The organism is Nocardioides ferulae (assembly GCF_003660455.1).
GTDB classification, from domain to species: domain Bacteria; phylum Actinomycetota; class Actinomycetes; order Propionibacteriales; family Nocardioidaceae; genus Nocardioides; species Nocardioides ferulae.
The window spans coordinates 49720-63540 of the sequence record NZ_QZVR01000002.1 but is presented as its reverse complement, the minus strand read 5'-3'; the positions used below and the strand labels follow the sequence as shown (position 1 = coordinate 63540).

At 73.8% G+C, this 13821-nt stretch carries 11 protein-coding genes; 2 read left to right on the top strand and 9 right to left on the bottom strand.

Going from position 1 to position 13821, the window contains the following annotated elements:
- Positions 1-5: 5 nt before the first annotated feature.
- The 6 genes from proB to D6B71_RS03330 all read right to left on the bottom strand — a co-directional run bounded on the left by proB (position 6) and on the right by D6B71_RS03330 (position 8401).
- Positions 6-1121: a glutamate 5-kinase gene (proB, locus tag D6B71_RS03355; RefSeq protein ID WP_121252043.1), complete on the bottom strand. Its 1116-nt coding sequence runs from the start codon at positions 1119-1121 to the stop codon at positions 6-8.
- Positions 1121-2692, bottom strand: a complete 1572-nt coding sequence (gene obgE, locus D6B71_RS03350; RefSeq protein WP_121252041.1) for a GTPase ObgE — start codon at positions 2690-2692, stop codon at positions 1121-1123. Before obgE ends, proB begins: the two co-directional genes overlap by 1 nt.
- 172 nt (positions 2693-2864) lie before the next feature.
- Complete coding sequence (gene rpmA, locus D6B71_RS03345; protein ID WP_121252039.1) at positions 2865-3119, bottom strand: 50S ribosomal protein L27; 255 nt, start codon at positions 3117-3119, stop codon at positions 2865-2867.
- Between the two features lie 37 nt (positions 3120-3156).
- Positions 3157-3459: a 50S ribosomal protein L21 gene (gene rplU, locus D6B71_RS03340; RefSeq protein WP_121252037.1), complete on the bottom strand. Its 303-nt coding sequence runs from the start codon at positions 3457-3459 to the stop codon at positions 3157-3159.
- A 204-nt stretch (positions 3460-3663) separates the two neighbouring features.
- Positions 3664-7314, bottom strand: a complete 3651-nt coding sequence (locus D6B71_RS03335) for an Rne/Rng family ribonuclease (protein WP_121252035.1) — start codon at positions 7312-7314, stop codon at positions 3664-3666.
- A 364-nt stretch (positions 7315-7678) separates the two neighbouring features.
- Positions 7679-8401: a TIGR03936 family radical SAM-associated protein gene (locus D6B71_RS03330; protein ID WP_420846285.1), complete on the bottom strand. Its 723-nt coding sequence runs from the start codon at positions 8399-8401 to the stop codon at positions 7679-7681.
- A 36-nt stretch (positions 8402-8437) separates the two neighbouring features.
- Between D6B71_RS03330 and D6B71_RS03325 the strand changes: the two genes are divergently transcribed.
- Positions 8438-9646, top strand: coding sequence for an MFS transporter (locus D6B71_RS03325; RefSeq protein WP_240641040.1), 1209 nt, complete (start codon positions 8438-8440; stop codon positions 9644-9646).
- Positions 9647-9677: 31 nt separating this feature from the next.
- The gene (locus tag D6B71_RS03320) at positions 9678-10478 is read left to right on the top strand and encodes a DUF4190 domain-containing protein (protein WP_121252033.1); all 801 of its coding nucleotides are present in this window, start codon (positions 9678-9680) and stop codon (positions 10476-10478) included.
- A 76-nt stretch (positions 10479-10554) separates the two neighbouring features.
- On the opposite strand, the gene D6B71_RS03315 is transcribed toward D6B71_RS03320, so the two are convergent.
- The 3 genes from D6B71_RS03315 to D6B71_RS03305 are packed head-to-tail and all read right to left on the bottom strand — an operon-like array spanning position 10555 to position 13775.
- A complete protein-coding gene (locus tag D6B71_RS03315; RefSeq protein ID WP_206051542.1) occupies positions 10555-10908 on the bottom strand; it encodes a hypothetical protein in 354 nt (117 codons plus the stop codon).
- On the bottom strand, positions 10905-11753 hold the full coding sequence (locus tag D6B71_RS03310; protein WP_121252031.1) for a hypothetical protein: 849 nt from the start codon (positions 11751-11753) through the stop codon (positions 10905-10907). Before D6B71_RS03310 ends, D6B71_RS03315 begins: the two co-directional genes overlap by 4 nt.
- A gap of 27 nt (positions 11754-11780) precedes the next feature.
- Positions 11781-13775 (bottom strand): TIGR03960 family B12-binding radical SAM protein, encoded by a 1995-nt coding sequence (locus D6B71_RS03305; protein WP_121252891.1) that lies wholly within the window; start codon positions 13773-13775, stop codon positions 11781-11783.
- Between the last annotated feature and the right edge of the window lie 46 nt (positions 13776-13821).

Genomic DNA, 13821 nt, shown 5'->3' with positions numbered 1-13821 from the left:
CGGACCTACAGGAGCACGAGGTCGTCGCGGTGCACGACCTCGCGCTCGTAGGCGGTGCCCAACTCGCGCTTGAGCTCCTTGGTCGAGCGGCCCACGAGCGTCGGCACCTCGGCGGAGTCGAAGTTGACCAGTCCGCGGGCCACCGGCACCCCGTCGGGTCCGGCGAGGTCGACCGGATCGCCCGCCGTGAAGGTGCCGGTCACCCCGGTGACGCCGGCAGCGAGCAGAGAGGCCCTTCGCTCCACCACGGCACGCACTGCGCCGGCGTCGAGCAGCAACGCGCCCTTCGGCTCGGTGGCGTGGCGCAGCCACAGCAGCCGCGTGGGCCGGCGACGCCCGGTGGCGTGGAACACGGTGCCGACCGGCTCTCCGGCCAGCGCCGCGGCGGCCTGGTCGGCGGAGGTGAGCACCACCGGGATGCCCGCGCCGGTGGCGATCCGGGCTGCCTCGACCTTGGTCTGCATGCCGCCGGTGCCGACCCCCGCGGCGCCGGCCTTGCCGATGCGCACGCCGTCGAGGTCGTCGGCATCGCGCACCTCGCGCAGCATCGAGGAGCCGGGGGCCGACGGGTCGGCGTCGTAGAGCCCGTCGACGTCGGAGAGCAGCACCAGCAGGTCGGCGCGCACCAGGTGGGCGACCAGCGCGGCCAGCCGGTCGTTGTCGCCGAACCGGATCTCGGACGTCGCGACCGTGTCGTTCTCGTTGACGATCGGGAGCACCCCGAGGTCGAGGAGCTTGGCGAGGGTCTGGAAGGCGTTGCGGTAGTGCGCGCGGCGGGTCACGTCGTCGACGGTGAGCAGCACCTGCCCGGCGACCACGCCGTGCCGGGCCAGCTCCTCGTTGTAGCGGTGCACCAGCAGCCCCTGGCCGACCGAGGCGGCCGCCTGCTGCACCGGCAGCGCCCGCGGCCGCCGGCGCAGCCCGAGCGGCGCGAGCCCGGCGGCGATCGCCCCGGAGGAGACCAGGACGACCTCGGCCCCGCGCTCCCGGGCGGCGACCAGCACCTCGACCAGCGCCCGGACCCGCTCGGGGTCGATGCCGCCGGCGGCGCTGGTCAGCGACGAGGACCCAACCTTCACCACGACGCGCCGGGCGCCCAGCACGAGCTGCCGGGGCTCCATCAGCGGCCGTCCTCCACGCCGTCGTCCAGGCCGTTCGCCAGGCCCGGGTCGTCCTCGGCCCAGTCAGGGTCGTCGGCACCGCCGATCTCGTAGGACGTGGGGCCGTAGCGCTCGGGCTGGTCGAGGCGGCGCGCCACGTCGGCGCGGGTCTCGTTCTCGGCGCGGTCTCCCATGGCCTCGTCGATGGCACGGCGCCGCCGCGCGGCCGGCCGGGCCTCGTCGAAGCGGTTGTCCTCGCCGCGCCGGCTGAGCACCTCGGCGGCGGCGTCCAGGCCGGGACGGAAGTCGAAGACCACCGAGTTGTCGGGGTCGCCGATCAGCACCGTGTCGCCCTCCTCGGCGCCCAGCTCGAGCAGCCGCTTCTCGACGCCGAGCCGGTTGAGCCGGTCGGCGAGGAAGCCGACGGCCTCGTCGTTGCTGAAGTCGGTCTGCCTCACCCAGCGCTCGGGCTTGGTGCCACGGACCCGCCAGCCCTCGCCGGTCTGCTTGACGGTGAAGTCCTCGCCGCCGTCGACACCGGCAGGGCGCAGCACGATGCGCTGGGCCGGCGCCTCGGCCACGTGGGTGCGCGAGGCCGCCACGATCTCGGCCATCGCGAAGGTCAGCTCGCGCATCCCCTCGCCGGAGGCGGCCGAGACCGGGATCACCCGCAGCCCGCGACCCCGCAGGTCGTCGATGGTGATGTCGGCGATGTCGCGGCCGTCGGGCACGTCGATCTTGTTCAGGGCGACCAGCCGCGGCCGGTCGTCGAGCCCACCGTAGCGGTGCAGCTCGTTCTCGATGACGTCGAGGTCGTCGGCGGGGTTGCGGCCGGGCTCGATCGAGGCGGTGTCGATCACGTGCACCAGCGCCGCGCAGCGCTCGATGTGACGCAGGAAGTCGTGGCCCAGACCGCGTCCTTCGCTGGCACCCTCGATCAGGCCGGGCACGTCGGCGACCGTGAACGTGGTGTCGCCGGCGGTGACCACACCGAGGTTGGGCACCAGGGTGGTGAACGGATAGTCGGCGATCTTGGGCCGGGCCCGCGACATCGCCGCGATCAGGCTCGACTTGCCGGCGCTGGGGAACCCGACCAGGCCGATGTCGGCGACCACCTTGAGCTCGAGCACGATCTCGACCTCGTCACCGGGCTCGCCGAGCAGTGCGAAGCCCGGCGCCTTGCGCTTGGCCGAGGCCAGCGCCGCGTTGCCGAGTCCGCCGCGCCCGCCCTCGGCGACCACCAGCTCGGTGCCGGTGCCCACCAGGTCGGCGAGCACCTCGCCGCGGGGGTCCTTGACGACGGTGCCGGAGGGCACCGGAAGCACCAGGTCGCTGCCGTGCCCGCCGTTGCGGTGGGCGCCGGCGCCGTGGCCACCGTGCTCGGCGCGCCGGTGGGGGCTGTGGTGGTAGTCGACCAGCGTGGTCACGTCGGGGTCGACGCGCAGGATCACCGAGCCGCCAGGACCGCCGTTGCCGCCGTCGGGGCCGCCCAGCGGCTTGAACTTCTCACGGTGCACCGACGCGACGCCGTTGCCCCCGCGTCCGGCGGTGACGAGCAGCGTCACCCGGTCGACGAATGTGGGGACGGCCATGTGGGTGCCTCTCGCTGTCGGCCCGGAGGCCGGTGGATGGTACTGCCGGCGCGCCGGCCGGGGTGGAGCTCGACAGGTGCCTCCAGCTCACGCCGGAGGCCGACAAATGCACGGAGGGCGACCCCGATGTGGGGACGCCCTCCGGATGCTGGGTCGCGCAGCGAGCGTCAGGTCACTCGCCCGGGACGATGTTGACGACGCGCCGGCCACGGCGGGTGCCGAACTCGACCGCGCCGGGAACCAGCGCGAACAGGGTGTCGTCGCCACCCCGTCCGACGCCGCTGCCCGGGTGGAAGTGGGTGCCACGCTGGCGGACGATGATCTCGCCGGCGTTGACGACCTGGCCGCCGTAGCGCTTGACGCCCAGACGCTGCGAGTTGGAGTCGCGGCCGTTCTTGGTGGACGCCGCGCCCTTCTTGTGAGCCATCAGTTCAGTCCTTTGCGAAAGGGTGCCGTGAGCGAGCTCAGGCGGAGATGTCGGTGACCTTGACCTGGGTGTACTTCTGGCGGTGACCCTGGCGCTTCTTGTAGCCGGTCTTGTTCTTGTACTTCTGGATGACGATCTTCGGGCCCTTGGTGGCACCGAGGACCTCGGCGGTCACCGACGCCTTGTCGAGACCGGTCGCGGTGACCTTCTCGCCGTCGACGAGCATGACCACGGGCAGCGTCACGGACTCACCGACCGCCGTCGCGACCTTGTCGATCTCGATGACGTCGCCGACGGCCACCTTCTGCTGCTTGGCGCCTGCGCGCACGATCGCGTACACCGCGGTCTCCTTCGTCGTTGCTGCTTCTGCGTGCTTCTTGCTGGGGGTCTGGGGCGCCTGCCGGGCAGAGCACGACCTCGATCGGAGGTTGACCGGGGGCGTCGGGCGGAGCCGCACAGAGAAGGCGCGCCGGAGCGCACCGAAGATCAATACTACGGCTCGGGTCCGGAGAGGGCAAAACGACCCCGGCCGGACCCGAACCGGTCACCGCTTGCGGGTGCCCTTCTTCTTCACCGGCACATGCTCGACCGCCGTCTGGTCGCCCTCCGCGTCGTCGGACGGCGACTCCGGGGTGCCCTGCCCGACCGCAGCGTCGGTCTCCGCGGCCGGCGGTCCGGCGGGCCGACTGGCGGCCCGCCGGCGGGTGCGGGTCACCACGCGCGGCGGCTCGGGCACGCTCACGTCGGTGGCCGGCTCGGGCATCGGCTCGGCCGGTGCCGGGTCGGGCGCGGACGCCTCCGGCGCGGCGGCAGGCGCGGGCTCCACGGCGGCCGGGGCCTCGGCGGGGCGGCTGGCCGCCCGGCGCCGGGTGCGGGTGACCACGCGCGGCGGATCGGGCGCCACCGCCTCGGTCTGCCCGGCTGCGACGGTCTCCGCCGGCAGAGAGCCGGCGTCGGTGGCGGTGGGCACGTCCTGGGGCTCGACCACCACCGGCTCGGCGGTGCCCGCGGGCTCGGCCGGTCGGCTCGCCGACCGGCGCCGGGTGCGGGTCACCACCCGCGGCGGCTCGGGCGAGGCCGGCTCCGCGGCTGCCTCCGGCTCCGCGGCCTCAGCGGACGCGGCCGGAGCGGACGCCTCGGGCGCAGCCTCCTCGGGGGCGACCACCTCGGGCTCGGCCGGTCGGCTCGCCGACCGGCGCCGGGTGCGGGTCACCACCCGGGGCGCCTCGGGTGTCGCCTCGGCGTCCAGCGGAGCGACCTCCGGCTCCGGCGCCATCTCGGGCGTGGTCTCGACCGAGGCCAGGGCCCGCCGCGGTGCGACCTCGGACGGCTCCTCGGTGGCCTCGGCGGCGGTGACCTCCGAGACGGCCGGCTCGTCGACCGGGGGCTTGGCCATCGCCGCGATGTCCTTGGGCGACGGGGGCGGCTTGGGCGCGCTCCGGCCCTGCTCCTGCCCGCGCTCGCCGTCGTCGGATCCCTTCCGGCCCCTGCCGCGTCCACGACTGCTCGAGCCGCCGCGGCGGTCGTCGTCGGACTTGCGCGGCTCGACCGGCATGTCGTGCAGGGTCAGGCCACGCCCGCCGCAGTGCTCGCAGGTCTCGCTGAACGCCTCGAGCAGGCCGGTGCCGATCCGCTTGCGGGTCATCTGGACCAGGCCGAGCGAGGTCACCTCCGCCACCTGGTGGCGGGTGCGGTCGCGGCCGAGGCACTCGACCAGGCGTCGCAGCACCAGGTCACGGTTGGACTCGAGCACCATGTCGATGAAGTCGACGACGATGATGCCGCCGATGTCGCGCAGCCGCAGCTGGCGCACGATCTCCTCGGCCGCCTCGAGGTTGTTCTTGGTGACGGTCTCCTCGAGGTTGCCGCCCGACCCGGTGAACTTGCCGGTGTTCACGTCGACGACGGTCATCGCCTCGGTGCGGTCGATCACCAGCGAGCCGCCGGAGGGCAGCCACACCTTGCGGTCGAGGCCCTTGGCGATCTGCTCGTCGATGCGGTAGGTCGCGAAGATGTCGCGCCCATCCTCGGGCGTGTAGCGCTCGAGGCGGTCCTTGAGGTCGGGGGCGACGTGCTCGACGTAGCCCTCGACGGTCTCCCACGCTTCGTCGCCCTGGATGACCAGCTTGCTGAAGTCCTCGGTGAACAGGTCCCGCACGACCTTGAGGGTGAGGTCCGGCTCGCCGTAGAGCAGCTGCGGCGAGCTGCCCTTGGACTTCTTCTCGATGTCCTCCCAACGGGCCTTGAGCCGCTCGACGTCGCGGGTCAGCTCGTCCTCGCTGGCACCCTCCGCGGCGGTGCGGACGATCACGCCCGCGGTGTCGGGGACGATCTCCTTGAGCAGCGACTTCAGCCGCGAGCGCTCGGTGTCGGGCAGCTTGCGGGAGATCCCGCTGGTGGTGCCGTCGGGGACGTAGACCAGGAACCGGCCGGCGAGGCTGACCTGGCTGGTGAGCCGGGCGCCCTTGTGGCCGATCGGGTCCTTGGTGACCTGCACGAGCACCGACTGGCCCGAGCTGAGCACCGACTCGATCTTGCGGGGCTGGCCCTCCTTGTGGCCCAAGGCGGACCAGTTCACCTCGCCGGCGTAGAGCACCGCGTTGCGGCCCTTGCCGATGTCGATGAACGCCGCCTCCATGGAGGGCAGCACGTTCTGCACGCGGCCGAGGTAGACGTTGCCGATCAGCGAGGTCTGCGACTCGCGGGCCACGTAGTGCTCGACGAGGACCTTGTCCTCCAGCACGCCGATCTGGGTCAGGTCGCCGCGCTGTCGCACGACCATGACCCGGTCGACCGACTCGCGGCGGGCCAGGAACTCGGCCTCGCTGACGATCGGCGCCCGCCGGCGTCCGGCCTCCCGGCCCTCCCGGCGGCGCTGCTTCTTCGCCTCGAGGCGGGTCGAACCGGAGACCGCGGTGATCTCGTCCTCGGCGGAGCGGGGCTTGCGGGCCCGGCTCGTGCCGCCGGAGCCGCCCGACTGGTCGCCGTCGCCACCGTCGCCGTTGTCCCCGGCGCGGCGCCGCCGCCGGCGGCGGCGCGAGCTGCCCTCGCCCTCGGCGCTGTCGCCGTTCTCGCCGGCCTGGCCGCCGGCCTGGTCGCCGGCATCGCCCTTGTCGCCCGCGTCCGTGGACGCGGCCGGGTCGCCATCAGCGTCGGCGGGCTCGCTGTCGTCGGAGGTCTCCGTGCCGGACGCGGAGTCCTCGCCCTCGCCGGAGCCTCCGGACTTGCGGCGCCGGCGGCCACCGCGACGACGCCGGCGGCGGCCGCTGCCGGTGCCCTCGCCGGACTGGTCGTCCTGGTCCTGTTCCTGCTCGTCCTGGTCCTGGTCGTCCTGGCTGTCCTGGTCCTCGCCGTCGCGGTCCTGCTCGTCGGCCGGGGCCGCCGCGGACTTGCGCGCGGACCGCTGGCGGCCCGTCGACTGCCGGGCCGTCGGCTCGGTCGTGGTCTGGGCGTCCGCTCCGGCCTCGTCCTCGGCGGGCGCTGCCGGCTCCGCCTGCTCCCCCGTCTGCTCGGCGGCAGCTGCCGAGCGGCGGCTGCTGGTCTTGCGCGTGCGGGTGGACCGGACGACCGGGGCGGTCTCGGGCCCGTTGTCGGACCCGGCCTCGGACGCGGTGGCGTCACCGGGAGCGGTCTCCGCGGTGGCCGCCTGGTCGGCTGCGGCCGGGTCGGCGGGAGCGGGCTCTGCGGTCTTGCGCGTGCGCCGGCGGGCGGGTGCCTTGGCGGCCGGCGCCTGGAAGAGCGGGGCGACCGCGGGTCGCTCGACGGGCTCGGCCTCCGCCGGCGGCACGGCGTCGGTGCCGGGCAGCGCGGGCTGGTCGGGCTCGTCCGCCGCAGCCGCGGCCGCCTTCTTCGTGGTGCGCGCGGAGGTCTTCTTCGCGGGCGCCTTGCGGGCGCGCTTGGCCGGTGCCGGCGACTCGGCGGCGGGCGCTTCGGGCTCCGCAGCCTCGGCGGCCGCCGGGGCGGTCTCGGGCGCTGCGCCTTCGGGAGCGGCCGGCTCCTCGGCGGCGGCCTTCTTGGCCGTCGTCCTCTTCGCGGCGGTCTTCTTGGCCGTCGCCTTCTTCGCGGTGGCCTTCTTGGCCGGGGCCTTCTTGGCGGCGGTCTTCTTCGCCGCGGTCTTGCGGGTCGGGCGCTCGGAGGCGTCCTCCCCGGCGGTCTCCTCGGGTCCGGACCCGGTCTGGAGCTCGTCGTCAGCCATGTGCTGCTCCTCGACCCGACCTGGCGGTCGGGCGTGTCGGACGCCGCGACCCCGGCGGGCGGGTGCACGCGACGCTAAGCCTTCGTGTGGCGGCGACACCCTCCGCGGTGCGTCACTGGGAACGCTGCGTCGCCTGCCGCGGTCGCCGGGCCGGGTCCGGTGGGACCTTCGGACGACTCCCTGTCACGGAGCCGCCGGCCGCGTCGCGGTCTGGCGACGACGCGTCTCCACTGTGCCGATCCCGGCCGCACGAGGCGGCATGGACCGGCGAGAACGTCGTCGGGTCGAGTCGTGCGGCGCACCCGGGGGCGTGTCGCGGGTCATCGACCACGGCGAGTATCGCACACGGCGTCGGCGCAAGCGGTTATCGCGGCGAGTGCAGCGGGTCGCCGACCTCGCCGGTGGTGGGGTCCAGGGGCCCCTGGGCGAGCCTCGTGAGCAGCGGCGCCGACCCGATCTCGAGGCCGGAGACGCTCGCCAGGCCGGACAGCACGTCGTCGGGCCGCACCGACGGGGTGCCGTGCCGGAGGACCAGGTCGAGCCGCGATCCCGTGTCGCGTGGCTCGACGCCCAGGGCCACCACCGCGGCACGGCAGTCGAACTGGCGCAGCCCCTTCTTGGTCATCCGCTCGACCGGCACGGACTCGGCGGCCAGGAAGGTCACCACCGCGGCCTCGGCCTCCAGCGGGGGCGCAACCAGGTCCACCCACCACCGGCTGGCCTCGAGCCGGTCGGCCAGCGCGCCGCCCGGGGACTCCACGACCTCCACGACGTCGAGGCCGTCTGGCAGTGCCTCGGCCAGCGACTCCTGGACCGCCGCCGGGTCCAGCACCTGCGCCAGCCCGATCTCGAGGTACTCCGCCTCGCTGGCCGCCCCGGTGGGGGCGGCGTTGGCATAGGAGATGCGGGGATGGGGGTTGAACCCGGAGGAGTAGGCCATCGGGATCCGGGCCCGGACCACCGCCCGCTCGAAGGCCCGGCTGAAGTCGCGGTGGCTGGTGAACCGGAGCCGCCCGCGCTTGGCGTACCGGATGCGCAGACGCTGCGCCGGTGGGGCCTGTTGCTCGGGCTGCTCACGCACCCGCACAGGGTAGGTGAGACCCCTCCTGCCACCATCAGGCAGGTGACCCGTCGCAGCGCCGCCCTCCTGATCGCCGGGCTGCTGCTCCTCTCACTCAACCTCAGGCCGGCCGCCGTGAGCGTCGGGCCGGTGCTCGCCGAGGTCCGCGCCGGCCTGGGCATGTCAGCCGCCTCGGCGGGGCTGCTCACCTCGCTCCCCGTCCTGGCCTTCGCCTGCTTCGGGGCGCTGGCGCCGCTCGCCGCCCGGGTGGTGGGCGTCCACCGGGTGACCCTGCTCGCGCTGCTGGCCGTCGTCGGCGGACTGCTGGGCCGGGTACTGGTGGGCGGTGCGCCTGCCTTCCTCGCACTCTCCATGCTGGCCCTCGCCGGCATGGCGGTGGCCAACGTGCTACTCCCCTCGCTGGTCAAGCTGCACTTCCCCGACCGCGTCGGCCCAGTCACCGCGCTCTACACCGCCGCGCTGGCGGTGGGGCTGACCGCAGCGCTGACGCTGACGGTGCCGATGGCCGAGGGGTTCGGGGGCTGGCGGGCCGGTCTCGGGGCATGGGCGGCGCTCGCGCTTCTCGCCGCCCTCCCCTGGGTGCCGCTCGTCGCCCACGACCGCGCACCGGACCGCGCGCCACACGACGTCCGCTTCGCCGAGGTGGCCAGCACCCGACTCGGGTGGGCGATGGCGGCGTTCTTCGGGCTCCAGTCGCTGCAGGCCTACGCGATCTTCGGCTGGTTCGCCACCCTGTGGCGCGACGCGGGCCACGGCGCCGGGGCGGCCGGCGCCCTGGTCGGCCTGGTCGCGGCCACCTCGATCCCGTTGTCGCTCTGGCTGCCGGCAGCCACCGCCCGCCGTCGTGACCCGCGGGCGGTGCTCGCGGCGGTGATGGGCTGCTACCCGGCCGGCTACGTGCTGCTGCTGCTCGCGCCGTACTCGCTGGCGGTGCCCGCCGCGGTGCTGATCGGCATCGGCACCGTCACGTTCCCGCTGGTGCTGACGCTCATCGGGCTGCGCTCGCGCACCGCTGCGGGCACCGCGGCGCTGTCGGGCTTCACCCAGTCGGCCGGCTACCTGCTGGCGGCGCCCGGCCCGTTCGCGGTGGGCGCGGTGCACGAGGCCACCGGCGGCTGGACCTGGCCGCTGCTGCTGCTCCTCGCGCTGGTCGTGCCGCTGGTGGCCGTGGGGCTGCGAGCGGCGCGGCCGGGCTTCGTCGAGGACGAGCTCGGGATGCGCTCCGGCGCGTCCGGCGCCGTTTCTCGATGATCTCGGGCACTTCGGCCCTATCCTGCACGCGATGACGAACACACCTCCGCCGCCGCCGCCCTCCGAGCCGCCTCCGGGCGGGCAGCCGCCGTACGGGCAGCCTCAGCCCGGCCAGCCCCCCTACGGGCAGCCGTACGGCCAGCCGGCCTACGGTTCGCCCGCGGACAACCCCTACGGCCCACCGCAGCCGGGCGGGTACGGCGCGCCCCCGCCGCCCGGGTACGGCGGCACCTCCGGCGGCGAGCCCTCCAAGGGTCTGGCGATCGCCGCGCTGGTGCTGGCGATCTTCGGTTGCGTCGGCATCTCGTGGATCGTCTCGATCGTGCTGGCCATCCTGGTGCTGGTCCGGGTCAAGAAGGGCCAGGCCGGCGGCAAGGGGCTGGCTATCACCGCGCTGATCATCGACGCACTGTGGGCCCTGGCCCTGATCGGGTTCGTGGTGCTGGCCGTCGTGGTGGGCATCAACACCCCCTCGGCTGCCGACCTCAAGGACGGTGACTGCGTCAACGCCAGCGGCCTCCACGACGACAAGGACGTCGCCGAGCTCAGCGACATCGAGGAGGTGTCCTGCTCGAGCAGCCACGACGCCGAGATCCTCGCCCAGGTCAGCCTGGGCGACGACGACGTCGCGGACTACACCGAGGACGTCGCGATCGACCTGTGCCTCGAGGCGATCCTCGACCAGAGCCCCGAGGCCCAGCCGCAGCTGGCCGCCGGCGACCTCTTCTACATCGCCTTCGCCGACTCCGACGAGCCCGAGAGCGGGGACAAGCTGGCCTGCATGGCCGCCCCCACCGACGGCTCGAAGCTCGACGGCCCGATCGGCGAGTAGCCGGCCCGCGACCCGTCGATCATTCCCCGCGACACGCCGTGTCCCGCGGGAACGATCGACGGGTCGGCGCGGTGACTCACCGGGCCGGCGGAACGATGCCGGTCCGCGCCGGCAGGTCGGGCAACGCCTTCAGCGCCGACCAGCGGCGCAGGAACTCCAGCCGCACGTGCCAGCCCCCGGCGAGGTGGCGCCCGAGGGCGTCCTCGGCCAGGAATCGCTCGAGCGCAGCCTCGTCGCGCCACTGGGCGAAGACGGCGATGCGGCCCAACTGCAGGCGGTCCGGCGACACCGTCGGCGCTCCCAGCCGCATCAACGCGAGCGGCTCGGACGCATCCAGACCCGGGACGGATCGACCGGACGGCGGGCGCACGAGCGCCCGCGCCGTCATCCGGCGGGGCAGCTCGGCGAGGTGGAACGAGTGGATGCTCACGACGCCGGCTCCAGCTTGTAGTGGAGCCGCGCCGCCGGCATCGCACGCAAGCGCAGCTCGTGGTCGGTGCGCAGCACGCCCCGCGCGTCGACGTGGACGTGGAAGGTCTCGTGCAGCGGCACCCGGGCCGCGAAGTGCCGGCCGTCCCGGCCGTCGCGCACCACGACGTAGGCGCCGTCCTGCCCGAACCGGCCCCGCGGCGACTCGAGGAGCAACCCGCCGCCGTCGGTGACCGAGGGGTGCAGGAAGACCTGCACGTTGCCCGACTCGAGCGGGAACGCGACGTGCACGCTGGGCCGGTCGGCGCCGGGCAGGGTGCGCGTCGCGTAGTTGCCGCTGAAGACGTGGCGGCCGCTGCTGCGCAGCGTGCGCAGCCAGGCGGCCGAGACCTGGCGGCCGTCACGGTCGCGGACCACGGTGACCCGGCTGTCCATGCCGTGGGCGACGTCGAGGGGCCGCATCGGCAGTGCGAGCTGCTCCACCCGCCGGCTGTAGAGGCGTGCGATCAGCTCCCCGGCGGGCCAGAGAAGCGGCGACCAGCTGCTCCACACCTCCATGTCCCACATCGCGGTGTGCTCGTAGAAGTCGCGGATCTCGGGCCGGAGGCGGGTGGAGTCGAAGCCGGGCCCGTCCAGCGCCGCCATCGACGGCAGCAGACCCGCGCGCGGGTCGTCGGGCTCCAGCGACCAGCCGCGGTGAGCCGCCTCGGCCTCGAGCCAGCCGTCCGCGACCCGCTCCGAGCGGCTCATCGGGGCGTTGAGCCAGGCCTCACCGTCCCCGAGATCGACTTCCCGGCCGGTGAGCCGCCAGAGCTTCCGGGACGCGAGATCCCTCAGGTGGGGCACGGCCGGGATTCTGGCACGTCCCGGCGGCTACACCACGCTGAGCGGCAGCAGCTTCTGCCCGGTCGGGCCGATCTGGATCTCGGTGTTCATCTCCGGGCAGACACCGCAGTCGTAGCACGGCGTCCAGCGACAGTCCTCGACCTCGATGTCGGCGCTGCCGTCGGCGACCGCGAGGGCGTCCTCCCAGTCACTCCACAGCCAGTCCTTGTCGAGACCGGAGTCGAGGTGGTCCCAGGGCAGCACCTCGTCGTAGTCGCGCTCGCGGATGGTGAACCAGTCGAGGTCGACGACGGTGCCGGCGAGAGCCCGCTCGGCGGCGGCCACCCACCGGTCGAAGGAGAAGTGCTCGCTCCAGCCGTCGAACCGCCCGCCGTCGCGCCACACCTCCTCGAGGATCCGGCCGACCCGACGGTCGCCGCGCGAGAGCAGGCCCTCGATGACGCCGGGCTTGCCGTCGTGGTAGCGGAAGCCGATGGCGCGCCCGAACCGCTTGTCGTCGCGGACGGTGTCGCGCAGCTTCTTCAGCCGCTCGTCGGTGGTCTCGTGGTCGAGCTGCGCGGCCCACTGGAACGGCGTGTGCGCCTTGGGCACGAACCCGCCGATCGAGACGGTGCAGCGGATGTCGTTGCGGCCCGAGACCTCGCGGCCGGTCGCGATCACCCGCTTGGCCAGCTCGGCGATCTGCAGCACGTCCTCGTCGGTCTCGGTCGGCAGCCCGCACATGAAGTAGAGCTTCACCTGCCGCCAGCCGTGGGAGTACGCCGCGGCGACGGTGCGGATCAGGTCGTCCTCGGTGACCATCTTGTTGATCACCTTGCGCATCCGCTCCGACCCGCCCTCCGGGGCGAAGGTCAGACCCGACCGCCGCCCGTTGCGGGAGAACTCGTTGGCCAGGGTGATGTTGAAGGCGTCGACCCGGGTGCTGGGCAGCGACAGCGAGACGTTGGTGCCGTCGTAGCGGTCGGCCAGGCCCTTGGCGACGTCGCCGATCTCGGTGTGGTCGGCGCTGGAGAGCGAGAGCAGTCCCACCTCCTCGAAGCCGGTGGAGCGGACGCCGTTCTCGACCATGTCGCCGATCGTGGAGATCGAGCGCTCCCGCACCGGGCGGGTGATCATGCCGGCCTGGCAGAACCGGCAGCCGCGGGTGCAGCCGCGGAAGATCTCGACGCTGAACCGCTCGTGCACGGTCTCGGCCAGCGGCACCAGCGGCTTGCGCGGGTAGGGCCACGCGTCGAGGTCCATCAGGGTGTGCTTGCGCACCCGGAACGGGATGCCCGGCCGGTTCGGCACGACCGCCTCGATCGCGCCGTCCTCGCCGTAGGCCACGTCGTAGAAGCGCGGCACGTAGACGCCACCGCTGACCGCGAGCCGGCGCAGCAGCTCCTCGCGCCCGCCCGGACGCCCCTCGGCCTTCCACTCGCGCACCACCTCGGAGATCGCCAGCACGACCTCCTCACCGTCGCCGAGCACGGCGGCGTCGAGGAAGTCGGCGATCGGCTCGGGGTTGAACGCGGCGTGACCGCCGGCCAGCACCACCGGGTGCTCGTCGGTGCGGTCGGCGGCGTGCAGCGGGATGCCGGCCAGGTCGAGTGCGTTGAGCATGTTGGTGTAGCCCAGCTCGGTGGAGAAACTGAGCCCGAAGACGTCGAAGGCGGCGACCGGGCGGTGCCCGTCGACGGTGAACTGCGGGATCGGCCCCTGCTGGTCGCCCTCCCGCATCACCTTCTCCATGTCGGGCCACACGGCGTAGGTGCGCTCGGCGATGATCCAGTCGCGCTCGTTGAGCACCTCGTAGAGGATCTGCACGCCCTGGTTGGGCAACCCCACCTCGTAGGCGTCGGGGTACATCAGCGCCCACCGGACGGTCTGCCCCTCGCCGGAGTCGCCGGCGCCGCAGTCCCAGTCCTTGACGGTCGAGTTCAGCTCGCCGCCGACGTACTGGATCGGCTTGGACACTCCCGGCAGCTTGGGCTCGAGCCGCGGGAAGACGGACTCGGGCGCTCGGGTGTCGAGACCGGTCACGGACACAGGTGTTTCCTCGTGGGATCGGGGTCGGGGAGCGCCGCCA

What these genes read in the sequence shown, in the direction of transcription:
- D6B71_RS03320 (WP_121252033.1), top strand. Translation starts at nt 9,678, where the DNA reads ATGACGAACACACCTCCGCCGCCGCCGCCCTCCGAGCCGCCTCCGGGC.
- rpmA (WP_121252039.1), bottom strand. Translation starts at nt 3,119, where the DNA reads ATGGCTCACAAGAAGGGCGCGGCGTCCACCAAGAACGGCCGCGACTCC.
- proB (WP_121252043.1), bottom strand. Translation starts at nt 1,121, where the DNA reads ATGGAGCCCCGGCAGCTCGTGCTGGGCGCCCGGCGCGTCGTGGTGAAG.
- D6B71_RS03335 (WP_121252035.1), bottom strand. Translation starts at nt 7,314, where the DNA reads ATGGCTGACGACGAGCTCCAGACCGGGTCCGGACCCGAGGAGACCGCC.
- obgE (WP_121252041.1), bottom strand. Translation starts at nt 2,692, where the DNA reads ATGGCCGTCCCCACATTCGTCGACCGGGTGACGCTGCTCGTCACCGCC.